Source organism: Butyrivibrio sp. INlla16, from assembly GCF_900104155.1.
GTDB lineage: Bacteria > Bacillota > Clostridia > Lachnospirales > Lachnospiraceae > Butyrivibrio.
On record NZ_FMYB01000051.1, the window covers coordinates 1 to 25,218 of the forward strand.

A 25,218-nucleotide genomic window follows, 5' to 3' on the forward strand; every position below is an offset into this window, starting at 1 on the left:
ATATCATATAACGTAGCAAGGCTGATGCAATTAGAAGATCCTGTGAACCGGATACAGATGATAGATATAATGGATGAAGTGGACTCGGATCTTACATGTGTGGCAAAGTTTATTTTTGAACCAATTCCCAGTATGTATTGATTTTTGAGAATAACAATACCTTTACTCCTTTTGATGACGCATAGGGATAACTATGCGCTTTTTTATGCTGAATATAGGATAATAACATCTCAAAAAGCAACTACTCCACCTGATTATGGCATTCTCCTGCACAAAAACTTCTTCATGAAACAACCCTACAATTGGTGGAGATTCAATAGCACATATTAACGAAATATGGTATGATTAATCAAACTGATATTTTGCATAATTTTTTTACGTGATGTATATGAGGGGTACACATGTTAGAAAGGAAACTTGCAGAGAAATTCAGAAGGCTTTACACTGAGAACTCTTTGAAGCTGAAAAATTACGAGGATCAGCTCTTTTTAATTGAGGATCCGTTTGACTGGATACAGCTTTTGTCCGAAAGATCTTATGTTATGCGCGAAGTATATGCGGAAAACGAAGAGCTTATGGCTGAGCTGTGGGACAATTGCTCCGAGGAGATTACTCCGGATGAGGCAGAGCTTCTTTATGACCTTGCTATAGGTTTTTTCTTTGACGATCACCATGATTTTGTAGTGCTTACTGAGTTTTGCGAGCGCATTCTTCCTGTGTTTAAGGAGATGGATGAGCCGGAGTTTCTGGTTGCAATCTATCATGTTCTGGGGTCTGAGTATGCTCAGTTTTATCGTTCTGTCGGCGATAAGAAGGGCATGAGTATAGCCCTTGATTATCTCAGAGGATCTATCGCGCAGGCAGAGCGCTATTCACAGATTTCCGCTCCTGAAGTTCGGGAGTTTATTTTCCGGGATTATTTACAGCTTATAACATACCTCTCTGGCTTTTATACCGAAAAAGATGAGAGTATACGTCTCTATGACAAGGTATGGGCTCTTTGGAATAATGAGAATGTACAGCAAAGGGATTCAGACAACGAACAGATAAAGGGATTCCTTTCGATAATAGATGATGCATTTATGGCAAAATCCCAAAATATAGATGTTTTGTCTGAAGCTGACAGGGAAAAGTATTTAAGCCTCCTGGGTGAGTCATATAGGAGAGCAAAAGAAAAAGATGGTGAAAAGGAAGGAACTCCGGATTTCAGAACCTGCATAACCTATAAATGGCTTCGCGGAGATATTAAAAGTGAAGAAGTTCTGGAGAAACTTATAAAAAGCATAAATGAGATATTGCCAAAGCCAACTTTTTCAAATGATGATCCCATTAATTTTGAGATAGTTATGAGGCATTTTAAATACGCCTGCACGGCAATAATGGTGCTGGAAAAAATGGAGCTTGATGATAATGAAAGAAGTTCCTATCTCGACAGATTTATGCCGACTTCTATGGAAATCCTTTCAAAAGTTCCGTACAGATTTTTCACCGGCGATATGCAGCCTGTATGTGAGCAGTGGTATCATGCGGCAGAGCCTATGCTCTCCGGTGAACTTAATAAAGTTCAGTTCATAATGCAAATGATAGTAAGACGTCAACCGTTTACATATATTCATTCGCAGATGGTTGCAAAGATAGCCACGATGATCGGTCAGATTATCCTTGAAAAGGAGCCGGAACTTCTGATAGGTGTCAGAGGGATGGAGACATTAGAAGATATCCAAAAGAGTAAGGCTTACATTTTATCCTTTATAACAATGAGCGGTCTTGTTCATGATATAGGAAAATGCTATATCCCGGATACGATAAACAGGCAAAACAGAAGTCTTAATACAAAAGAATATGCAACCATAAGAAAACATTCCGAGGTGGGTTATCGCGAAGCGCAAAATAATGCCGCATTAAGGCCCTATGCCGATATAATCATAGGTCATCACAAGCATTACGACGGACTTCACGGATATCCTTTGGGATATGATAACAGTGAATCCAAGGAAAAAGTGATAATCGATCTTATTTCCATAGCGGATTCGATTGAGGCAGGAACAGATACTCTTACAAGAAGCTATACAAAGAACAAGGATTTTGAGAAGCTGCTGTCAGAGCTTAAGGCTGAGGCAGGCACAAGGTATAATCCCAAGATTGTAAAGCTTATAGAAGATTCAAAGGAGCTTAGAGAGGAACTTGGAAATCTCACGGGACAGGGTAGATATGATATCTATTACCGTGCGATGCAGGAGATTTTGGGGAACGCCGAGGAAGAACTTCCCAATATTTGATACACATATAAGGAGCATACATGCGATTTAGAACCAGGCTGATGATTACGTCAGCGACCATTGTTATTTTACCGCTTATCCTGGTTTTTGCATCGTTTCTTATCATAAGGAATTCGCTGGCTTATTCATATACGAGTTTTATTACATATATGGTTGTGGCCTTTTTCCTGATAATGCTTGTGACCAGTGTGATATTGACCGCATGGCTCAGGAAGGGTTTCTTCGAGCCGGTGGATGAGCTGAATGTGGCGATGCAGCATATCAAGGACGGCAATTTTGATTATATGCTGCCCACAGATATTGGCGATAAGGGTGAAATAGGAGAACTCTACAGAAACTATGAGGACATGCGGCTAAGACTAAAGGAGTCGGCCGATGAAAAGGTCATCAGAGAGGGGCAGAATAAAGAACTGATAAGTAATATCTCCCATGACCTTAAGACGCCCATAACTGCGATTAAGGGCTATTCGCAAGGACTACTGGAAGGGGTTGCGGATACTCCGGAGCGGCAGATGAAGTATATTCGTACCATTTTTAATAAAGCAAATGATATGAATAACCTTATTAACGAACTGACGCTGTATTCGAGCATAGACAATAACCGCATACCGTATAATTTTACAAGAATAAATGTTGGGGATTACTTCGGGGACTGTATTGAAGAGATAGGAATGGATCTCGACAGTAAGGATATTAATTTAAATTATGCAAATCTAACCACACCCGACACCCAGATTGTTGCTGATCCCGAGCAGCTAAAGAGAGTGGTTAACAACATAGTAAGCAACAGCGTTAAATATCTTGACAGGGATGACGGTACGGGAAATATCGACATCCGGATACTTGATGAAGTGGACTCTGTCAGAGTTGAAATAGAGGATAACGGAAAAGGTATAGGTGCTTCGGATATTCCGAATATCTTTGACAGATTCTACAGGACCGATTCCTCCAGAAATTCCAAGCAGGGCGGAAGCGGAATCGGACTTTCAATTGTAAAGAAAATCATAGAAGACCACGGTGGCTACATTTGGGCTACAAGCCATGAGGGAGAGGGTACATGCATGCATTTTGTTTTAAGGAAATACATGGAGTACCATGAAAAGGCGGAAGGTGAAGCAGTGGTTGAACATGATTTTGAAAATGTATGACAAATAAAAAAGACAGGAGGCCATTGGTATGAGCAGAATACTGATTGTTGAGGATGAAGAAGCGATTGCTGACCTCGAGAAGGACTACTTGGAATTATCTGATTTTGAAGTGAAAATTGAAAACTCAGGAGATGTGGGGCTTCAGACAGCGCTCAGCGAGGAATTTGATCTGGTTATCCTGGATCTTATGCTTCCCGGAATGGATGGATTCGAAGTGTGCAAGAGAATCCGTGAAAAGAAAGATGTTCCGGTTCTTATGGTATCAGCAAAGAAGGATGATATTGATAAGATAAGAGGCTTAGGACTCGGCGCGGATGACTATATAACAAAGCCCTTCAGCCCCTCAGAGCTGGTTGCCAGAGTTAAGGCTCATATGGCACGTTACTCAAGACTTGTTGGAAGTGGACATGACTCTAATGATGTTGTTGAGATAAGAGGACTTCGAATCGACAAGACAGCCAGAAGAGTTTATGTCGACGGTGCGGAAAAGAGCTTCACCACCAAGGAGTTTGATCTTCTTACATTCCTTGCGGAGAATCCTAACCATGTATTTACAAAGGAAGAACTCTTCAGAAAAATCTGGAACATGGATTCAATCGGGGATATTGCGACCGTTACCGTACATATCAAGAAGATCCGTGAAAAAATTGAGTTTGATACCTCAAATCCTCAGTACATCGAGACAATCTGGGGTGTTGGATATCGCTTTAGGGTATGAGCATCGAAGTACTTTATGAAGACAATGACATACTGGTCTGTCATAAACCTGCCGGAGTAGCGGTCCAGAGCAGCAGCGTAACCTCTTCGGATATGGAGACAATGCTGCGCTCGCAGATATTAAGAAGCGGGAAATTTAAGAATAAATCGACACTTCTGTATATTGTTCACAGACTTGACCAGCCTGTGGAGGGAATAATAGTATTTGCGAGAACCAAGAAGGCGGCAGCAGATTTAAGTGCTCAGGTTCAGGCCGGCGCGGAGATGAATAAGATATATATGGCTGTAGTCTTCGGAGCATTTGCCGACGACGAAAAAGAAGGCGAGCTTCGCGACTATATGTATAGGGACGCTGCCAGCAGGAGTGCGGTAATATCTGATTCATCGGATAAGAATGCGAAGGAATGTTTCCTGTCCTACAAAGTCATATCCGAGAAAGAAATAAATGATATTTCTGCCAATAATGTGGTGGATTTTAGCGAACATAGAAATGATAAGATTTCGCTTGTTGAAATTCATCTTGGAACCGGAAGATATCATCAGATTCGTGCACAGTTTTCAAATGCGGGGCATCCGCTTCTAGGTGACAGGCGGTACTTGTCGGAAGAGAGTGATGAAGTCTCAGCAAGACTTAGGGTAAAAGATGTAGCACTATGTGCAAAAGCCCTTTCATTTAAGCATCCTTCCACCGGTGAAACCATGAACTTTGACATCTCACCCCAAGGCCCCATCTTCAATGAATTCTAGTTCATTGGAATTAACCTAAAACCATTCTTGCTATTATCTATCGATTTGTAGATATAGATGGGTTAAAAACAAAAAACAGCCCCGTGAGATATATAGGGATTTCAATCGATTATGCGTATTTTGCAACGAGATTGAAATAACTATATATTTCACGGGGCGTCCTTATGTCAGTTAAACTTCTACATGAGCGTTGGCTTGATCCGGAACGGATACTTCCTTGATGGATTCGTCTATGTCATGGAAGAAGGAACGTGTCTGCACGATTCCCTGCTTTGCATCTTCGAACTCATAAAGGAACTGCTGAGGGATATTTTCCCTGCCATACATTGAAATACGACCGGCATAAGCATGGATGATACTTACGTACTTTTTATCCAGCTCGTAGTTTCTGTAGATATCTCTGCGGAGACGGGGACGCTTTGCCACAAACTTTCTGATATCCATCTTAAGATCCAGCGGAAGCTCCTGTTCTCTGGCACGAACTGCCTGAAGATACTTGGTGTAAGTCTCTTCATCAATTTTCTTGAAGTGATCCGGATACTCAAAACATGCTGCTCCGTCCGGAAGATCCAGCCTTACTTTTCCGTCAGAATAAACCTCTTCAATTCTGGCGACAACCTGAGGTACTAAAGGCTTGTTGTTGTAATCCAAAATGATGACTTTGTCATCCGGCTTATACTTTGTCATAATATTTTCTCCTCTTTTTGCCTTTTCCTGCACCAACAATATAGTCCTAAAAATAGGCAAATTCAAGGGTTTTCCCGCTTTTTTAAGAGGTTTTCGTGAATTTTAAGAAAGTCTCAATAATTTAGTTTGAACCGATTATTATTATGGACTGAACATCGGAATTCAATTCTTCTGAGCTTACGGGATATTCTACTACATTACCTTCGATATCAGTTGTGACAAAGGACCACTCTGTGCTGTCAGCATATAAAGGCAGAGTGACGCCGGAAAGAATCTGCCAGGGTTCCAAAACACTGCCTTCTTTAAGATAATTTTCGGTTTCAGCTCCGGTAGTCACATCTTTAAAAATTATTGAAGTCAGATTGTAGCCGGTATGGTTTTCGATGTGCTTTAAGACCTCTGTATGTTTTGCGGCTTCGTCGGCAGCAGCAATAGACTCTTCAAGGCTTTTGTCCATTTTTGAGTAAAGATCTTTATAAGACTGCGTAAGTGCTTCCATCTGAGGAATCAGTTCTTCGGCGTCCTTATCTTTGAGTTTTTCAAAATCAAGAGAATTGAACTCTTCATACTTAGCAGAAAAATCCGAGAGCTCATCACCATAATCTTCGGTAGTCAGTTTTTCATAAAGTGCCTGTGTATCATTTTTCTGTGCGGTAAGCGAATCCCTTGTCTCGGTCATTTTGGCAAGGTTTTCCTCGGATAATCCGCAGGCAGAAAGAAAAATAACTGCTAATAAAGTTGTAAAAACAAGAAGGCTTTTCTTCGACATATTACGGGCTCTCCCAAAAGTTTGATCTGATGCATAACCATCTGGTATTGAGTATAATATATACGTCTGTAAAAGACAAAAAACAGAAAAACTTAAGAGGCATAAACAAATGAAGAGTACTAGATCGGAAAATAAAAATACAGATAATAAGACAGAAAAAAAATCTATCGTCGGTGGACCGATATTTGTTTTTCTTCTCATAATAACGATTCTCCTGAATATTTTTTCATGGGTGATTCCCGGATTTTCAGATGCCTATAGCGCTAAGATTTTTCCGATCTGGGTAAATACATATGGAAGATTCACATCGAAATTTCCCTTTTCAGTCGGGGAATTTATGATAATCGCGGGACTAATCTGGCTTGTTATGATTCTGTTTTCAAAGTGGATAAGAAGACACACAATAAGACTTTTGATTATTATCGCACTGGTTATGACTCTAAACTGCTTTGTGAACTATCACACCACACCCATATCCGATACCTATGAAAACAGCAAACTTGAAGATGGTACAAAAAGAGAGTTCACAATAGCTGAGCTTACTGAGCTTCGTGATGAGATAGTAAATATATGTAATCAGATGTCAACTGAAGTTCCGAGGAATGAGAACGGAGAGTTTAGCTATGATGAACAGGAGATGAAGGAAACCGCCAGAGAAGCGATGTCGGCGCTTGGCGAGAGATTTCCGAAGCTGTCGGGTTATTATGTTACACCAAAACAGCTCGTCTTTTCGGGATTTATGAGTCAGCAGTACATGCAGGGGTATTTCTTCCCGTTTTCGATGGAAGCTAATTACAACGATATTATGTATATAACCAACAAGCCCTTCACAATGTGCCACGAGCTTGCGCATACAAAGAGTTATATTTTCGAGGATGAGGCGAACTTCCTTGCATATCTTGCCTGCATTAATTCAGACGACATCTTTTTCAGATACAGCGGATACCTTGGAGTTCTAAATTATGTAAACAATGCTTTTTACGCAAACGTTTCCAAGGAAGAGTATTTGTCGCATGTAAGGATATCTGATCTGGTAAAGAAAGACAATGTTTTCCTTACTGAAGAGAATTGGAAGAAGGTTGAGGAGAGCTCTCCGCTTGATACCGAGACTGTGAAGAAGGCAGCCGATACTTTCGTAGATACTACACTGAAAGTAAATGGTGTAAATGACGGAAAAGCAAGCTATGACAGAGTTGTAGAGCTGATGCTGCTGGAATATTTCATACAAACTTCATAATTCCTGTAGAGAATATCTGATAAAATTTTTTATATAGAAAGAAATATTAGGAGATTTAAGTCATGAAACTTCTTCTTGCAGAGGATGAAATGGAATTATCAAATGCGCTTGTTGCCATATTAAAGCATTCAAGCTATACGGTTGATGCGGTATACGATGGACAGGATGCGCTGGATTATATTCTTTCAAGCCAGTATGACGGGATAATACTGGATATAATGATGCCCGGAATGGAGGGCACGGAAGTGCTAAAGAAAATCCGTGAAAAGGGTATTAATACACCGGTTTTGTTTCTTACTGCAAAATCAGAGACGGACGATAAGATAAAGGGTCTTGATCTTGGCGCTGACGATTATCTGACAAAGCCTTTTGAGATGGGAGAGCTTCTTGCCAGAATACGTGCGATGACGAGAAGAAAGGGAGACTTTGCTCCGAATAATTTAAGATGCGGTAATCTGGAGCTCGACAGGGCAAGCTATGAACTTAAAGCCGGGGGTAAAGAGCCTGTCAGGCTTGTGGGAAGAGAGTTTCAGATGCTTGAGATGCTGATGGAGAATCCCGGAAGAGTTATATCTGTTGATGCCTTCATGGACAGAATATGGGCAGATGGGGAGGCTGATGTGAATGTTGTCTGGGTTTACATAAGTAACCTTAGAAAAAAACTGGCAGCACTTGAAGCCACCTGCGAAATAAAGGCATCCCGCGGAGTAGGATATTCCATGCATGAAATAAAATAGAACGAATTTAGGCTGGTTTTAGTTTTATGGAGTACAGTTAAAAAAGCAATTGTATTTTCGGAACCTATGACTATATGAGGGGTATAAAACACAATGGTAAAAAAACTAAGGCGCAAATTCGTCCTGACGGCGATGATTTCTCTTTTGGTTATATTGATAGGGATAATAGGCGTTATAAACATAGTTAATTTCACCCAGGTTCAAACAAGTGCTGATGAAACTCTTGATATCCTTTCAGAGAACGATGGAAACTTTCCCGATATGAAAGAATTATTTCCGCTACCGCCGGGTATAAATAATCAGGATGATCAGAATATTGCTTCTAAAAGTGATGATGTAAATACGATGGGACCAGCACCTTTCTTTGGAGACAGGATGGCATACAACAGATCTCTTGAGATTCCGTTTCAGTCAAGATACTTCTGGGTAAAGCTCAATAAGATGGGAACAACGCAAGAGACGGATACGTCGCATATAGCTGCTGTTTCCGAAGAAGAAGCGCAAGAATATGCAAATAAACTGTTTCAGACAAAGAGCTTTGGACGAGGCTATATCGGTGGACAGTACAGATATCTTGTTCATCAAAATAATGACGGATCCTATCTCATGATATTCATGGACTGCAGTGCAGGCTTCTATAATGCCAATAAGCTGCTTTTTATGACACTTCTGATAGGTCTTGTAGCACTTATAGCGATGTTTGTTCTTGTATTTCTGCTTTCAGGAAAGGCGGTTGCGCCTGTTGTGGAATCACTGGAAAAGCAGAAAAGATTTATTACCGATGCAGGACATGAGCTTAAAACTCCTCTTGCAGTGATATCTGCAAACATGGATGTAATAGAGCTTGAAGCGGGTGAGAGTGAGTGGACCAAGAGCACAAAGAACCAGATAAAACGCATGGACGGTCTTGTGAAAAATCTGCTTACTCTTTCCAGGATGGAGGAAGAGAATATTGATGCCGTCTTTTCCGAAGTAAATATGAGCTCTGTCCTTGAGGAAAGTGCGACATTTTTTATTGCGGTTGCAGATTTTAAAAAGGTTAAGTACACAAGAGAAATTGCTGAGAATATACATATAAACGGAGACAGAAATTCCATTCAGCAGTTATGTACGATTTTGATAGATAATGCCATGAAATATACTCCTGATGAAGGAGAAGTGAGTGTTTCTCTAAGTGGAGATGAAAGTTCAAGGAATGCTATATTGGAGATATCAAACAGCTGCGAAAATATACCTAAGGGTAACCTGGACAGACTGTTTGACCGGTTTTACAGGGCAGATAATTCCAGAAGTCGTAAAACCGGGGGCTACGGAATCGGTCTATCGGTTGCAAAGGCCATAGTGAACTCACACGGCGGTACTATAGAAGCTAAGGCCGTGGGAGAAAACATCATGAAATTCATGATTACTATTCCGATAATGAAAAAAAGCTGAGGGCTATACTACAATTCCAATTAAATCAAGAATGAAACCTGTGAAGGTGCCGATAAGATACAGAATGATAGTAATCTGTAAGTTCTTAGCGGTGCCTTCATTTACTCTGTAAAGAATAAGAAGACCTACGCCGGCGCCTACGAGAAGACCGGACATCATAGCACCAAAGGTTATGATTCCGCTCAGATAGAGCTCGGTTATAACAATGGATGCGGCACAGTTGGGTATTAGGCCGACAATACCGGCAAGACCATGACTAAGCACGGCGTTCCCGGAAAGTATACCTGCCAACGTATCCTCACCAACGAGTTCAATAAGGGCATTTAATATCAGTGTAAATATCAGAATATAAATAAAAATATGAATTGTGTGAATAAAGGCGGAGCGAAGAATGTTCCCGTGTCCTTCATGCGAATGGTCGTGAGAAGCTTGCATCTCTTTGGCGACTGATGCCTTGGTAATGGTTTCTTTACTCTCTTTCTGACTTCTGTGAGCCGAAATCTTAGGAGTTTCCTCCTCGCAGTGACAGTGCTCTCTTTTACAAAGCTCATCGATCTTCATTTTTTCAATCTCGGATTTTTTCTTCCATCTGCGATAACGTCTTACCACGAGATCAATCAGAAAACCGTAGAATACACCGAAAGCAGCTTTCATAGCGATAATAATTATCATTTTAGATACAGGAACCTGTGCTGATATAAAAAGCGGAACCATTTCATCAGAGGTGGATAGGTAAATGGCGATGAGTGTTCCTATAGTAATAACTCTTCCGGCATATAGGTTTGAAGCGGCTGCGGAAAAACCACACTGGGGAAACGCACCGAACACGCCACCGAAGAGAGGACCGAATTTACCTGCTTTTTGAACCATCTCTTCTGTCTTGTCACCGGTTCTGTGCTCTAAGTATTCCATTATTAAATAGGTGATGAATAAAAAGGGCAGAATCTTAAGCCCGTCTTCTATGGTATCTTCTAAAATCGGAATCCAGAAATTCATATATAATCTCCAAAAAAAAATCAATGCTTATGAATTCTATTTAATCATTAATATCCTGCGTTTTGCAAATTGCATAAATTTAGTATATTGCCAAATTATAGATTTGCTAATATAATACCTAGTAACTTGATAGGTAAATAAGGGCGATAAAATATCATAAACTATAAGTTCCATATTTTCATTAATATATGCTATAATAATTCGGATTATGTGCAAATAAAGCATGGCTTATTGGATATAAAGGAGTAATAGAATGTCAGAACAGTCATTACTGCAGGTCAGAGATCTCTCAGCTTCAGTCGAGGATCTGCCGATTCTGCACAATATAAACTTAGAAATCAAGGCAGGCGAGACCCATGTTCTCATGGGACCTAATGGTGCCGGAAAATCAACCCTGGGATACACACTTATGGGTAATCCCCACTACAATGTGACCAAGGGACAGATTCTGTTTGACGGACAGGATCTTACAAATGAGTCTGCTGATAAGAGAGCAAAGGCAGGAATGTTCCTGTCTTTCCAGAATCCTCTTGAGGTTCCCGGTATTTCACTCGGAAGCTTTGTGAGAAATGCTCTTCATGAGCAGACCGGTAAACCGGTTAAGCTTCTTCAATATAAAAAGCAGCTAGGTGAAGCGATGGATCTTCTTACTATGGACAGCGAATATGCAGACCGTGACTTGAACGTAGGCTTTTCCGGCGGTGAGAAGAAGAAGGCAGAGATTTTGCAGATGCTCATGCTCAACCCCAAGCTTGCTATCCTTGATGAGACTGATTCCGGTCTTGACGTTGATGCCGTAAGAACTGTTTCCAAGGGTATTCAGGAGTACCAGAAGAAGAAGGACGGAGCTCTTTTAATCATCACACACAGCACCAAGATTCTTGAGTCACTTCATGTTGACTATACTCATGTTCTTGTTAAGGGACATATTGTTACAACAGGTGACGGAAGCCTTGTTGAGGAGATCAACGAGCACGGTTTCGAAAAATACGTAAGATGTGAAGGATGCGATGGCTGTAGCCCGCTGAAATAAGGAATAGCAGATGAGCGAAAATAATAAAGCGGTTGTTGATATTGACCGCAGAGTTTATGACATAAAGGATGTGGAGAACGAGCAGGACTTCTACCGCATGGAGGATGGTTTTACCGAGGATATTGTAAGGAAGATTTCCGAGGAAAAGCATGATCCGGAGTGGATGAGAGAGTTCCGCTTAAAATCTCTTGAAATTTACAACAAGCTTGAGATGCCCGACTGGGGTCCGGATACAGATGACCTTGATATGAATCTCATCTCTTCCTATGTAAGATCAAAGTCTGACATGAAGGGTAAATGGGAGGATGTTCCCGAGGATATAAAGAATACCTTCGAGAGACTCGGTATCCCGGAAGCAGAGCGTGAATCCCTTGCAGGTGTGGGCGCTCAGTACGATTCAGAGCTTGTTTATCATAACGTTAAGGATGAAGTAGCTGCACAGGGTGTTGTTTACACAGATATGGAGAGTGCTCTTACAGGTGAGTACTCCGAGATGGTTCATGAGTATTTCATGAAATTGGTACCTCCCACAGATCACAAATATGCTGCTCTTCACGGAGCTGTATGGTCAGGCGGATCCTTTGTATATGTTCCCAAGGGAGTAAAGGTTGAGATTCCACTTCAGTCATATTTCAGACTTAATGCGGCAGGCGCGGGACAGTTTGAGCATACATTAATTATAGTCGATGAGGGTGCAGACCTTCATTTCATCGAAGGCTGTTCAGCTCCAAAGTATAATGTTGCCAATCTGCATGCAGGCTGCGTTGAACTGTATGTTAAAAAGAATGCGAGACTTCGCTATTCAACAATAGAGAACTGGTCAAAGAATATGTATAACCTCAACACCAAGAGAGCTCTGGTTGAGGAAGGTGCTCGCATGGAATGGGTTTCGGGCTCTTTTGGATCACACACCTCATACCTGTATCCTATGACAATTCTTAAGGGTGATCACTCCAATATGGAGTATACCGGAATCACTTTTGCCGGAAAGGGACAGAACCTCGATACCGGAGCCAAGGTTATTCATCAGGGAAAATACACGTCTTCCATGATATCAACCAAGTCTATATCCAAGTCAGGCGGAATCGGAACCTACAGAAGTTCCGTTACCATAAATAAGGAAGCAAAGCATGCAAAGACTTCTGTTTCCTGTGATTCTCTTATGCTTGATTCCATCTCCCGCGCGGATACTATTCCGGGAATGGATATAAGAACCAATGACGCGGATGTAGGACATGAAGCAAAGATAGGAAGAATCAGTGACGAAGCTGTATTCTATCTTATGTCCAGAGGATTATCAGAAGAGGATGCAAGAGCGCTTATTGTCAGCGGTTTTGCTAACCCGGTTTCTAAGGAGCTTCCTTTGGAATATGCGGTTGAGATGAACAACCTCATCAAACTCGAGATGTCAGGAGGCTGAGAAAGTGAGTAAGGTATTAAAAGTTAATCATCTTCCTGCGCTGACTTATCGCTTTTTAAAGTCAAACGACAGTGAGATAGAGATAAAAGATATTGAGATAAAGGCTGAAAAAACGCCTGTTACAGGAGAACTTCCCGGTGGGATTTCTGTCAAAGATGATGCAACAGAGGAAGATATCCGAAAGATTTTCAAATCAGTAAATGAAAAGATAGCCGCAAAAAAGCTGGATATACCCGGACCTAACGGAGACACCATGCCACTTAACGATGCACAGACAGTCCGCACCGGAATGGGAGTGGAGATTGATTCATTCATGCAGGAAATGAATGTTCCAGTGACAGTCATCAGTGCCGAGGAGGGACAGAAGGTATCGCAGCCCGTGATGATCAGATATGAGCTTAGTGACGGGGACTGCGTACTCGGAAGCCAGGTTATCCATGCGAAGAAGGATTCTGAGATAACAGTAATCATGGAATATGTTTCAGAACCTGATAACGGCGGATTTTTAGGAATACAGACAAGACTTCTTGCTGAGGAAGGTGCAAAGATCAATCTTGTTAAAGTACAGACCATAAGTGAGAAAATGGTTCACTTTGACGATATCGGCGGTGTATGCGACGACAAGGCTGATATTGAAGCAATAAATATGCAGCTCGGAGCAGGACACACCTGGGGAGGCTGCAGAGTTACACTTCTTGGAGACAACTGTGTATTCAATAATCACACCGGATACCTCTGCCGTCATAAGCAGGGCTACGATATGAACTATGTGGCTGATCAGATGGGTAAAAAGACCAATTCCAATATGGTCTTCAGAGGAGTTCTTCTGGATGAAGCTGTTAAGACCTTCAGAGGAACACTTGATTTCAAGGCGGGAAGTGCAGGCTCTGTCGGAGATGAGCAGGAGGACACACTCCTTCTTAGCCCCGATGTAATAAACAGAACCATGCCTGTTATTCTCTGTGGAGAAGAGGATGTGGACGGACGCCACGGAGCATCCATCGGACAGCTCGGCGATGACACGCTTTTCTATATGGAGAGCCGCGGCATCGACGAAGAGAGCGCGAAGAAACTTATGATCCGTGCCCGCATGGAGAGCATAGCCAGAATGATTCCTGACGAAGCTATTATTATCAGGATTCAGCAATATATCAGAACTATTCTTTAAGGAGCATACAATGTCCAGACCCGAAGATTTCAGAAAAGATTTCCCTATTCTAAATAAGGGGGATTACATATATTTTGACAACGCAGCAACCTCTCAGAGACCTAATGAGGTTGTTGACGCCATAAAGGATTTTTATGAAAACTCCAATGCAAATCCTCTTCGAGGTTTGTATGACTGGAGCGTTGATGCGACGGAGAGATACGAAAATGCCAGAAAAACCGTGGCAGATTTTATCGGAGCAGCTTCTACCGAGGAGATAATTTTCACAAGAAATACCACAGAGTCTCTTAATCTTGTGGCATACAGCTATGGACTTGATAATGTAGGTGAGGGTGATGAGGTTGTTATAAGCGTGATGGAGCATCACAGCAACATCCTTCCCTGGCAGATGGTGACTAAGCAGAAGAAAGCAAAGCTTGTTTTCCTGGAATCCGATGAAGAGGGTGTTATAACAGAAGCTGAGTATAAGAGCAAGATTACCGATAAGGCAAAGATCGTTTCCATCGGACATGTATCGAATGTATTCGGAATAACCAATCCTGTGAAGGAAATTGCGGCATATGCTCATGAGAAGGGAGCAACCGTGGTTGTAGACGGAGCTCAGGCTGCGCCGCACATTCCGGTCGATGTTAAGGAAATTGGGGCTGATTTTTATGCCTTCTCCGGACATAAGCTCATGGGTCCCATGGGAATAGGTGCATTATACGGAAGAAAAGAACTTCTGGAAAAAATGAGACCCTTCCTTACAGGCGGAGAGATGATAGAATATGTGACTAGAGAGGATGCGACATACGCTGAGCTACCGCACAAGTTTGAGGCAGGAACTGTCAATGCGGCAGGTGCCGTAGGACTTGAGGCGGCAATCAGATATCTTCAGAAGGTCGGTTTTGACTTTATCGCCGAGCAGGAGCATAAGCTTACAGTTCGTATGATGGAGGGAATGAAAAAGCTTCCCTATATAAAAATTTACGGATCATCAGATCCCGCTAAACATAGCGGAATCGTTACCTTCACTATGGAAGGTGTTCATCCGCATGATATTTCTTCGGTATTAAATGATGACCACGTTTGTGTAAGGGCAGGACATCACTGTGCACAGCCGCTTATGCAGTTTATTGGAGCAGGCTCAACCGCAAGAGCAAGTGTTTACTTCTATAACACTGAAGAGGAAGTGGACAAATTCCTTGAACACCTTGCAAAGGTACGTTCAGTAATGGGTTATGAGGATTAAAAAATGGATTTAAAAGGACTTTACAGAGAAATAGTTAATGAGCACAACCTTCGTCCGTCCCATAAGGGTGAGATGGAGAATCCGGATCTTGTGCTTAGGGGAGTAAATCCCAGCTGCGGAGATGACATCACTCTTCAGCTTAAAATAGTCGATGATGTTATAGAGGATGCGATGTTCTCGGGATCGGGATGCGCTATTTCACAGGCTTCTGTAGATATGATGGCAGATCAGGTCATAGGGAGATCTAAGGAAGATGCCATTAAACTTGCAGGAACCTTTATGGGAATGATCAAGGGTGAGATCAAGGATGAGGAGCAGATTGAAGAGCTCGATGAGGCAGCAGCTCTTCAGGATATAGCACATATGCCCGCAAGAGTTAAATGTGCGGTGCTTGGCTGGAAGACAATGCAGAAAATGCTTGAGAATCCGGACGAAGCAGCAAATGTATCTACTGAGGATCAGTAAATTATTTATGAGAATGGAAAAGAGTTCTAATATTTAGGACTCTTTTTTATATTAATTTAATATGGCTTTAAGAGAGAGACTTTGGTATCATTCTACCGTTGGTTTTTTGTGTTTTATTTTTGGGGTCAGGGAACTTAATGATTTACATCTCGTTAAAATATTTTGTTTTGGTGCTTGCTGCACTCTTTCTTTATTATATCTTTCCCATCAGATTCAGATGGCTTATTCTTTTAGCTGCGAATATAGCTTTTTATGCCCTATTTTATAAGACCGGCTGGTGGATTTTCCTTGGGACGATTATCATAAGCTATTTGGCAACACTGCTTACTGATAAACTTTCAGGTGCCGGGAAAAAGGCGGTATTTATTCTGGGGATTCTGGGAGTCGCCACACCATGGTTTTTGATCAAGAATTCCAACTTTGTAATTAGTGAGATACTTGGAAGAGAGCCGATAAACTGGCTTGTTCCTATGGGAATTTCTTTTTATACGTTGCAGCTCATAGGCTATATGGCAGATGTATATATGGGAAAAACAGGCCCGGAAAAGAATATTGCGAAGTTTGCTTTGTTTGCAAGCTTTTTTCCTCAGATAATCCAGGGACCTATTCCAAGATATGATAGTCTTGCTCATCAGCTTACAGAGGGCAACAGATTTGATGAAGAGAAGGTTGTAAAAGGCTTTCAGCTTATTATTTGGGGATTTTTCCTTAAGCTTGTAATTGCCGATAAGGCAGCAATCATAGTAAACACGGTATTCGATAACTATCCGGCATATTCCGGGGCGTATATATGGATTGCTTCATTTTTGTACAGTGTTCAGTTATATACAGACTTTTTGGCATGTACAACTCTTGCCCGGGGTGTCAGCGGACTCTTTGGCATAACTCTTGAAAATAACTTTGAATGCCCTTATTTTGCGACTTCGATTAAGGATTTCTGGACAAGATGGCACATTTCTCTTAGTACATGGCTTCGCGACTATATCTATATTCCGCTTGGAGGCAATAGAAAGGGTAAAACAAGAAAATATATCAATCTTTTCATTACCTTTTTCATAAGCGGATTGTGGCATGGTGCAGGCTTTAAGTTTCTGGTGTGGGGCCTTCTTCATGCCTTCTATCAGGTAGTGGGAGAGCTCACCTTTGAACTTAGAGAGAAGATATATTCCGTATGCGGCATAAAACCGGATTCCATGAAGAAAAAATGGATTAAGCAGGGAGGAACCTTCCTTCTTGTGAATTTTGCCTGGATCATTTTCAGAGCCGATACTTTGAGAAAGGGTCTGGAACTGATCTCAAATATGATTACGGAATTTAATCCCTGGGTTCTTATTAATGACAGACTTTTCACACTCGGACTTGAGTGGAGAGAGATGGTTATTTTGGGAATCGGAATTTTTATCCTTCATAAGGTCTCCAAGTACCAGGAGGAGGGAAAGTCCGTGGGAGAGAGGATTTTTACACAGCCACTTCTTATCAGGTGGGGAGTCTATCTTGCGGCAATTGTTGGTATTATTCTGTTTGGTACTTATGGCTTTGGCTTTGATGCCCAGGATTTTATTTACGGAGGTTTTTGATGAGAAAGCGTGTTTCATTCGCTATTAGGATAGTACTTTTTTCATTAATAGCTTGCTTTGTCATTTCTATTGTTAATTATGTTATAACCCCTAAGAAGTATTTTGAGGACCTGTGGCCGACAACATCGACCTACAAGGGTTTTTATAAGATGGATAAGGACACTGTGGATGTTGTTTTCCTTGGAAGCAGCCATGCGGCAGCCGCTTTTAATCCGCAGGTCATATATGATAAATACGGAATCACAAGTTATAACCTTGCCTGTGAACAGCAAAATCTTGTGGTTTCCTATTATTGGCTTAAGGAAGCACTTAAATATCAAAAACCGAGTGCGGTGGTGGTTGAAACAAATATGCTTTATACCTTTGACCCAACGGAGTCGCTTAATACCTCGGAGTCTTTCACCAGAATGGCTATGGATGCAATGAAATGGTCGGATGTTAAGTGGGAAGCTATACATGATATCTGCAGACTTGATCCCAAACAGACTGTTAACAGCTACATATTCAGAAATGTGAGATTCCACAATCGCTGGATGGAGCTTTCGGAAAATGATTTTGAATTTTTAAGTCTTGAAAATCATTATGAACTTAAGGGATTTTCAGCCTTGAGTAAGAGGGGGGATTCCACCACGGATTATGAGCCGATTCTTATCAGCAATTATGAGGCTTACGCAGAGCCTGAGCCGGTGATGGTGAATTACCTGGATAAGATTGTGGAACTGTGTAAGGATAATGAAATTAATCTTATTCTTACAAAGACACCTTCAACCGGATGGGATGAAAACAGGCATAATGCGGTTCAGGAGTATGCGAGTGAGAATGGTGTGGAGTTTTGCGATTTTAATGAATATATCGCATATACTGACTCTGAATTTGATTGGGCCAAGGATATGAATGATGACTGGCATACAAACATCTGGGGAGCCAAGAGAGTATCAAAGTATATTGCTAAGTTATTACAGGATGACTATGGCGTAGAAGGCGCGGTATACGATAGCCAGTGGGCTGATACAAGGGAATATTACGAACAGGTCGTTGAGGACTGTAAGATTGCCAATATAAAGGATATTGATGAGTATCTTGAAAAGATTGATAAGCCTCGCTACACGGTACTTGTGGCTGCGAAAAATGACATGTCCTTCTGTGTGACAGATGCAGTAAAAAAGGCATTTTCCAAGATGGGATTTATGCTTCCCTCAAAGGAATATGATGGATACTGCGCAGTTAAGAATGAAGAGGATGTCAGTGAGGATGCCGGAATGGAACCGCTTCATTTTGTCGGAAGTGTAAGGGATAAGATGGTAGATTATTCAGTTACTTCTAAGGGATATTATGCAGGAAGCGATTGCTCAATCAAAATTGATGACGTCGAATATGCCAAGAAGTGGGATGGAATAAATATTGTGGTTTATTGTAATGATACCAGGAAGGTTATCGACTCCGTTGTGTATGACGGGGGGATGAATAGGTAAGATTACGTGGCATGCGTCGTATAATAATGGAGATATAAAGAGTTCTTAGTGAGCAAGTTCCCGCGAACTCTAATATCTCCATTTTTGCATGGTTTATTGCTTCGCACAAAAAAAGTACCGCCCCATGGGATATACCCACAAAACAGTACTCGGCGTGCGCCTCCAGGGGCTCGAACCCTGGACACCCTGATTAAGAGTCAGGTGCTCTACCAACTGAGCTAGAAGCGCTTATTTATTGGTGTTTGCGTCGCTGTCTTAGCGACAAGTGATATATTACTACGGATTTTTTTATAATGCAAGTATTTTTTTAAAAAATTTTCAAATTTTAAACAATTTTTACAAAAAGTACCCAGAAATGGCTTAAAATGCCAACTTAATCGGATAAGAAAATTTAAAAGTTTCCATTGTGTGAATCTGGTTTTGATAACCATTTATAGCAGGAAACAACAAATGCGCGGTATTTCAATATAGTTGTTGTACGGACAGGCTCTAAGTTGCAACAAAACTACTCATTACTTTAAAAATTATTGTACGCTCTCTTGCTGCGAACAACAAATCAAATTATTTTCAACAGTTTTATTGCACAAACAGAACCATATATACAACAAAATCTTTTCATTAGCATCATATTGTTGTGTCGGATGTGAATAAGAGCTATTTATGCAACAAAATCCCATCATAAGCAGCACTTTGTTGTTCTGGCTCCGAACAAAAGAGTTCCGAATAATGGTTCTCCTAATAAGAATATTATCCCTCATACTAACACATACAAACACTACGAAAAGCGAGCGCAACAAAGGTGCCAGCGTTGACAAACAGCCGACTTACGCATTATCATGAAACAAACTATGACTTCATGAACGCAGCAATGAGAATATGTTCATGAAGCAATGAGATATAATTAAATTAAATGAGGAGAAGTGAGAAAATGGCACAGGATCAAAAGAAGCTGGTTTCAGAAATTACCTCAATGGATGAGGACTTTACTCAGTGGTATACAGACGTTGTTACCAAAGCAGGGTTAATCAGCTATTCAAATATAAAGGGATTTATGGTTATCAAGCCTGCAGGCTATGCTATATGGGAGCTTATTCAGAAGCATTTGGATGAGAGATTTAAGAAGACAGGCGTAACCAATGCTTATCTTCCTATGTTGATCCCCGAGTCTCTTCTTCAGAAGGAGAAAGATCATGTAGAGGGCTTTGCGCCGGAAGTTGCATGGGTGACACATGGTGGAATCGAGCCACTTACAGAGAGATATTGTGTTCGTCCCACTTCAGAGACTCTTTTCTGCGATTATTATAAAGGGGAGATTCATTCATATAAGGATCTTCCGCAGGTACTTAATCAGTGGTGCAGCGTTGTCCGCTGGGAAAAGGAGACACGACCTTTCCTCAGATCAAGAGAGTTCCTCTGGCAGGAGGGGCATACTGCACATGCTACCTTTGAGGAGGCTGAGGAGCGCACACAGCAGATGCTGAATGTATATGCTGATTTCCTTGCAGAGGACATGGCTATTCCGGTTATCAAGGGTCAGAAGACTGAGAAGGAGAAGTTTGCAGGTGCTGAAGCTACTTATACTGTAGAGGCTCTTATGCATGACGGAAGAGCTCTTCAGTCTGCGACAAGCCATAACTTTGGTGACGGCTTTGCCAAGGCTTTCGAGATACAGTATGCAGGAAAAGATAACAAGCTTCACCATGTATTCCAGACTTCCTGGGGTGCAACCACAAGACTTATCGGTGCGATGATCATGGTTCACGGAGATAACTCAGGACTTGTACTTCCTCCGAGAATTGCACCTGTTCAGGTAATGATCATTCCTATCCAGCAGAAGAAGGAAGGCGTACTTGAGACAGCAGGAAAGATGCTTGAGGCTCTTAAGGATTTCAGAGCTAAGATTGATGACTCAGACAGAAGTCCCGGATATAAATTCTCCGATCAGGAGATGCGTGGTATTCCGCTTCGCATCGAGGTTGGTCCCAAGGATATTGAGGCTGGCAAGTGCGTACTTGTAAGAAGAGATACAAGAGAAAAGATTGAATGTCCTATTGATGAGGTTGCAGCTAAGGTTGCTGAGCTTCTTCCCAAGATTCAACAGGATATGTACGATAGAGCTAAGAACCACCTTGATACACATACTTTTGCTGCTACTACCAAGGAAGAGTTTGAGGAAGCCTTCAAGGATACCAAGGGCTTTGTAAAGGCTATGTGGTGCGGTGACAGAGCGTGCGAGGACAAGATTAAGGAAGACTATTCCGTAACCAGCAGATGTATTCCTTTTGAACAGGAGAATCTCGCAGGAACCTGCGTATGCTGCGGTAAACCCGCAACCAAGATGGTTTACTGGGGCAGAGCATATTAATATATTTTGAACAAATTTTTTTAACAAAGAAAGATTACAATAAAAAGAGATTGGAAAGAGAAGATATAAAAATTAATATACCTGCGCCGGCGGCAGAGATTCTGGATAAGCTTCATGAAAACGGCTTTGAAGCTTATGTGGTTGGCGGATGCGTGCGCGACAGTATACTGGGCAGGCGGCCGGGAGACTGGGATATTACTACCAGTGCCAGACCGGAGCAGGTTAAGAGCATATTCGGAAGAACGATAGATACAGGAATTCAGCATGGCACAGTTACGGTCATGATAAACAAAGAGGGCTTTGAGGTTACGACCTACAGGATAGACGGCGAATACGAGGACGGACGTCATCCCAAGGATGTAACATTTACGGCAAGCCTTATCGAAGATTTAAAGCGCAGAGATTTTACAATCAATGCCATGGCCTACAGCTATGAGGATGGTCTGATTGATGAATTTGACGGTCTTCTGGATATTGAAAAAAAGACAATCAGATGCGTCGGAGATCCGAAGGAGCGTTTTACAGAGGATGCTCTTCGTATGATGAGAGCCGTAAGGTTTGCAGCGCAGCTGGACTACGATATAGAAGAGAAGACCAGAGCGGCCATAACAGAGCTTGCACCGACATTATCAAGAATAAGCGCTGAGAGGGTGCAGGTGGAGCTTGTTAAGCTTCTTACTTCGGATAATCCGGGTAAAATCAGAGAGCTTTACGAGACCGGTCTTACAGGGGTATTTATGCCGGAGTTTGATAAGTGCTTTGAGACACCTCAGAATAACCCGCATCACGCCTACAATGTCGGAGAGCATATTATTAAAACTGTTGAAGCGATTGAACCCAATAAGGTTCTCAGACTCACTATGCTTTTTCATGATATTGAGAAGCCATCATGTCGAACTACAGACGCTGAAGGTGTTGATCATTTCATCGGTCATGCGGAGAAAAGTGCGGAAACTGCCTATGCGGTTCTTCGCCGTCTGAAATTCGACCGGGATACAATGGATGATGTAAAAAAACTGATACTTGTCCATGACTGGCGTTTTCCTGCGGAAAAGAAAAATGTCAGAAGAGCTGCAAATAAAATCGGAACAGAGCTGTTTCCGATGTTTTTGAAGATCAAGAGAGCGGACACAATAGCTCAGAGCAGCTACAGACAGGATGAAAAGTTTGATTGGATTCAAAAGATCTCAGATCTTTACGACGAAATAAGAAATGACGGAGAATGTCTGTCGCTTAAGGATCTTTCCGTTAACGGCAAGGATTTGATAGCACTGGGAATAAAGCCCGGCAGGGAGCTGGGGGATATTCTTGCAAACATGCTTGCGGATGTTCTGGAGGAGCCTTCGCATAACAGCAGGGAATACCTGCTTGATGAAACTAATTTAGCCGGATTTAGGAAAGGGAAGGACTAAAAACACGGGGTGATTTCCAAAGGGAGATTTGGAAAAGGGGGAAGCTTATGAAAAAGAAAATGAGAAATTTTTTCATATTGCTGTTTGCACTTGCCTTTGCATCCATGCAGCCGATGTACGCGTATGCGGAAGAGACGGATGTGATGGATGATGGCAAGGTAAGAGTCTCTCTTTTGGGGAAATATGATTCCGCGGATACCGCATCTGTTAAGCAGATCAACACTTTATCCCATACAATTCAGTTCAGAAATCATGATGTGGGTAAAAACTATACCCTCAGCTATGATAATACTTCTATGATCTATGATATCCACGGTAAGCCTATGTCTGCATCAATGCTTGAGGTTGGACAGGTTGTGGATATTACTTTTTTGAAAGGTGTAAAGCACCTTAATTCTCTCGTGGTATCAACCGAAGCCTGGGTCGAAAATGATGTAAATGATTTTGATCTGGTTCGCGGTGATGAGACAGCCAAAATAAACGGCACTGTTTTTCATATCACACCCAGAACCCTTATCATTTCTGACGGGCAGGCAGTAAATGCCGAAGATATTCTTGCTACGGATACGCTCAGGGTAAGTGGACTTGATAAAGAGATTTACAGTATTGTGGTGACCAGGGGACACGGGTATGTTAGTCTGTCGTCTGATACTGTGGACGACAGGAGCCTTGTAGGTGCATGGATTGAACTTGATAAAGAGGTAATTCGCAAGATTACTCCAAGGATGCTTATAAGTGCGCCTGAGGGAAATTATAATGTCAGCATAAGCGGTAATGGAGCGAAGTTTTCATCGGAAATTGTTGTAAACCGCAATGAAGAGACTGTAATTGATACAAGCGTAGCAGAGGTTGAGAAGATTAAGGAAGGTAATGTCACCTTCATTGTTACACCCAGCGATGCCAGAGTATTTGTAGATGGGCAAGAGGTACTTAAAGAGGTTCCGCACAGCTATACCTATGGAAAGCATAAGCTGCATGTAATGGCTGAAGGATATGAGCCTCAGGATCATATCCTGAAAGTAGCTGAAAGGGATGCTACTTTATTTATCGATCTTACTCCCAAGGATGGTACGAATTCATCCGAGGAAGGTGAGGTAACTGACGGCGATGCAGAGGCTTCTGATGCGGCTAATACAATAGATACTACCGGCATGTGGACCAGCAGCGATAACAGCAGTAGTACCGTAAGTAGTGGAAATGCGGCAAATACAGCATCATCCAAGACTACTAAGAATAATTCGAAAAGCAAAGCATCTTCCGACGCATCAAGCAGCAAGACGGCAGGTGTTGATCCCGATGCAGCTGCAACAAAGGCCCCGGAGGCGGATACCAGTTCATCCTCTTCATCAGGAAGCTCCGGTGGAAAGAGTTCGGATGCTTCATCAACAGGTGATAACTCTGACTCTTCCGATACAGGTGAAGATGAGGAAGATGAAAATACCATCAGCGGTTATAAAGTGACCTTCGATGCACCTATAGGCGCTGAGGCGTATCTTGATGGGAACTATGTGGGAATAATGCCGGTCAGCTTTACAAAAATTGCAGGCCAGCACATGGTAACTCTTCAGAAGGAAGGTTATGAGACGAAGAGTTATACTATACAGATAGATAAGGAAAAAACTAATGTAACCTATACATTCCCTGCGCTTACTCCCGTAAGTAAACCCGATGAGCCCGATAATGGAGGAAGTGACGACAGCGGTGAGGAAGACAGTGGAAACAGTGACAGCGGCTCCGAGGGGACAGGCGATGATGCCAAACCCGAGGAGGTAAGTGGAGGACAACCGTGAGATTAGATAAATACCTGAAGGTAACAAGACTTATAAAGAGAAGAACTGTTGCAAATGAAGCCTGTGATGCAGGAAGAGTTATGATAAATGACAGGGTTGCAAAGGCTAGCACAGATGTTAAGGCGGGAGATATTATTGCAATCAGTTTCGGTAATAAGGATGTGAAAGTTGAAGTTCTGGATATTAAGGAGACTATCCATAAAGAGGATGTATCATCGCTTTATCGTTACATCTGATAGGGTTGTTTCATGAAGCAAAATAAATATAGGGTCTTTTAGCGATGAAACTTAGAGGGAAAAGCATTATACAAAAGTGCTTTTCCCTCTTCCTTTTTCTGCTCTGTAGAGGTATAATATACCTAAAGTATAGGTATACGCCACCTATACGAAAGGAGGAAGGTATGAAGACTGAAAAAGTATATCCAGAATGGGTTCAGGCACAACGCGTTAAGGGGACTACCATCAAGAAAAAAGGTGATTCATATTACCTGTACAAGCGTACATCGAAAAGGGTTCCGGGGAAAAAATACCCCCA

The 25,218-nt window shown here is 41.9% G+C and carries 21 protein-coding genes and 1 tRNA gene; 18 read left to right on the forward strand and 4 right to left on the reverse strand.

Annotated elements, in window-relative coordinates:
- The first annotated feature begins 401 nt into the window (after positions 1 to 401).
- The 4 genes from BLR42_RS18115 to BLR42_RS18130 are packed head-to-tail and all read left to right on the forward strand — an operon-like array spanning position 402 to position 4,891.
- Positions 402 to 2,279, forward strand: a complete 1,878-nt coding sequence (locus BLR42_RS18115; protein WP_091872206.1) for an HD-GYP domain-containing protein — start codon at positions 402 to 404, stop codon at positions 2,277 to 2,279.
- Positions 2,280 to 2,299: 20 nt separating this feature from the next.
- Positions 2,300 to 3,427, forward strand: a complete 1,128-nt coding sequence (locus BLR42_RS18120; protein ID WP_091872208.1) for a sensor histidine kinase — start codon at positions 2,300 to 2,302, stop codon at positions 3,425 to 3,427.
- A 28-nt stretch (positions 3,428 to 3,455) separates the two neighbouring features.
- Positions 3,456 to 4,145, forward strand: coding sequence for a response regulator transcription factor (locus BLR42_RS18125; protein ID WP_091872211.1), 690 nt, complete (start codon positions 3,456 to 3,458; stop codon positions 4,143 to 4,145).
- Positions 4,142 to 4,891, forward strand: coding sequence for an RluA family pseudouridine synthase (locus tag BLR42_RS18130; RefSeq protein ID WP_026498427.1), 750 nt, complete (start codon positions 4,142 to 4,144; stop codon positions 4,889 to 4,891). The genes BLR42_RS18125 and BLR42_RS18130 overlap by 4 nt, the downstream gene beginning before the upstream one ends.
- Positions 4,892 to 5,062: 171 nt before the next feature.
- On the opposite strand, the gene BLR42_RS18135 is transcribed toward BLR42_RS18130, so the two are convergent.
- Both BLR42_RS18135 and BLR42_RS18140 read right to left on the reverse strand, forming a co-directional pair.
- Entirely contained in the window at positions 5,063 to 5,578 is a 516-nt protein-coding gene (locus tag BLR42_RS18135) for a hypothetical protein (RefSeq protein WP_091872213.1), read from the reverse strand.
- Between the two features lie 121 nt (positions 5,579 to 5,699).
- The gene (locus BLR42_RS18140; protein ID WP_091872216.1) at positions 5,700 to 6,347 is read right to left on the reverse strand and encodes a hypothetical protein; all 648 of its coding nucleotides are present in this window, start codon (positions 6,345 to 6,347) and stop codon (positions 5,700 to 5,702) included.
- Positions 6,348 to 6,456: 109 nt separating this feature from the next.
- Here BLR42_RS18140 and BLR42_RS18145 point away from each other — a divergent pair, with 109 nt between their 5' ends.
- The 3 genes from BLR42_RS18145 (at position 6,457) to BLR42_RS18155 (ending at position 9,755) form a co-directional block, all read left to right on the forward strand.
- On the forward strand, positions 6,457 to 7,584 hold the full coding sequence (locus BLR42_RS18145) for a DUF3810 domain-containing protein (RefSeq protein WP_091872219.1): 1,128 nt from the start codon (positions 6,457 to 6,459) through the stop codon (positions 7,582 to 7,584).
- Positions 7,585 to 7,646: 62 nt separating this feature from the next.
- Positions 7,647 to 8,321, forward strand: coding sequence for a response regulator transcription factor (locus tag BLR42_RS18150; protein ID WP_022761763.1), 675 nt, complete (start codon positions 7,647 to 7,649; stop codon positions 8,319 to 8,321).
- A gap of 93 nt (positions 8,322 to 8,414) precedes the next feature.
- On the forward strand, positions 8,415 to 9,755 hold the full coding sequence (locus BLR42_RS18155; protein WP_091872221.1) for a sensor histidine kinase: 1,341 nt from the start codon (positions 8,415 to 8,417) through the stop codon (positions 9,753 to 9,755).
- A 3-nt stretch (positions 9,756 to 9,758) separates the two neighbouring features.
- Here the strand turns inward: BLR42_RS18155 and BLR42_RS18160 are convergent, their stop codons facing one another.
- Positions 9,759 to 10,751, reverse strand: coding sequence for a putative manganese transporter (locus BLR42_RS18160; RefSeq protein WP_091872224.1), 993 nt, complete (start codon positions 10,749 to 10,751; stop codon positions 9,759 to 9,761).
- A 253-nt stretch (positions 10,752 to 11,004) separates the two neighbouring features.
- Between BLR42_RS18160 and sufC the strand changes: the two genes are divergently transcribed.
- The 7 genes from sufC to BLR42_RS18195 all read left to right on the forward strand — a co-directional run bounded on the left by sufC (position 11,005) and on the right by BLR42_RS18195 (position 19,117).
- Positions 11,005 to 11,784: a Fe-S cluster assembly ATPase SufC gene (gene sufC, locus BLR42_RS18165; protein WP_091872227.1), complete on the forward strand. Its 780-nt coding sequence runs from the start codon at positions 11,005 to 11,007 to the stop codon at positions 11,782 to 11,784.
- Between the two features lie 10 nt (positions 11,785 to 11,794).
- On the forward strand, positions 11,795 to 13,204 hold the full coding sequence (gene sufB / locus BLR42_RS18170; RefSeq protein ID WP_091872229.1) for a Fe-S cluster assembly protein SufB: 1,410 nt from the start codon (positions 11,795 to 11,797) through the stop codon (positions 13,202 to 13,204).
- Positions 13,205 to 13,208: 4 nt separating this feature from the next.
- On the forward strand, positions 13,209 to 14,372 hold the full coding sequence (locus tag BLR42_RS18175; protein WP_091872232.1) for a SufB/SufD family protein: 1,164 nt from the start codon (positions 13,209 to 13,211) through the stop codon (positions 14,370 to 14,372).
- Positions 14,373 to 14,382: 10 nt separating this feature from the next.
- Entirely contained in the window at positions 14,383 to 15,603 is a 1,221-nt protein-coding gene (locus BLR42_RS18180) for an aminotransferase class V-fold PLP-dependent enzyme (RefSeq protein ID WP_091872235.1), read from the forward strand.
- 3 nt (positions 15,604 to 15,606) lie between these two features.
- Positions 15,607 to 16,068 (forward strand): Fe-S cluster assembly sulfur transfer protein SufU, encoded by a 462-nt coding sequence (gene sufU / locus BLR42_RS18185; RefSeq protein ID WP_026498433.1) that lies wholly within the window; start codon positions 15,607 to 15,609, stop codon positions 16,066 to 16,068.
- 137 nt (positions 16,069 to 16,205) lie between these two features.
- Positions 16,206 to 17,645, forward strand: a complete 1,440-nt coding sequence (locus tag BLR42_RS18190) for an MBOAT family O-acyltransferase (protein ID WP_091872238.1) — start codon at positions 16,206 to 16,208, stop codon at positions 17,643 to 17,645.
- Positions 17,645 to 19,117, forward strand: coding sequence for a hypothetical protein (locus BLR42_RS18195; RefSeq protein ID WP_091872241.1), 1,473 nt, complete (start codon positions 17,645 to 17,647; stop codon positions 19,115 to 19,117). Before BLR42_RS18190 ends, BLR42_RS18195 begins: the two co-directional genes overlap by 1 nt.
- A gap of 155 nt (positions 19,118 to 19,272) precedes the next feature.
- Here BLR42_RS18195 and BLR42_RS18200 read toward each other — a convergent pair.
- Positions 19,273 to 19,345: transfer RNA gene (locus BLR42_RS18200), tRNA-Lys, on the reverse strand.
- Between the two features lie 700 nt (positions 19,346 to 20,045).
- Here BLR42_RS18200 and proS point away from each other — a divergent pair.
- The 4 genes from proS (at position 20,046) to BLR42_RS18220 (ending at position 24,920) form a co-directional block, all read left to right on the forward strand.
- Positions 20,046 to 21,482, forward strand: a complete 1,437-nt coding sequence (gene proS, locus BLR42_RS18205) for a proline--tRNA ligase (RefSeq protein WP_091872243.1) — start codon at positions 20,046 to 20,048, stop codon at positions 21,480 to 21,482.
- Between the two features lie 65 nt (positions 21,483 to 21,547).
- On the forward strand, positions 21,548 to 22,894 hold the full coding sequence (locus tag BLR42_RS18210; protein WP_091872252.1) for a CCA tRNA nucleotidyltransferase: 1,347 nt from the start codon (positions 21,548 to 21,550) through the stop codon (positions 22,892 to 22,894).
- A 47-nt stretch (positions 22,895 to 22,941) separates the two neighbouring features.
- A complete protein-coding gene (locus tag BLR42_RS18215; protein ID WP_091872246.1) occupies positions 22,942 to 24,684 on the forward strand; it encodes a PEGA domain-containing protein in 1,743 nt (580 codons plus the stop codon).
- Positions 24,681 to 24,920: an RNA-binding S4 domain-containing protein gene (locus BLR42_RS18220; protein ID WP_091872249.1), complete on the forward strand. Its 240-nt coding sequence runs from the start codon at positions 24,681 to 24,683 to the stop codon at positions 24,918 to 24,920. Before BLR42_RS18215 ends, BLR42_RS18220 begins: the two co-directional genes overlap by 4 nt.
- The last annotated feature ends 298 nt before the right edge of the window (positions 24,921 to 25,218 follow it).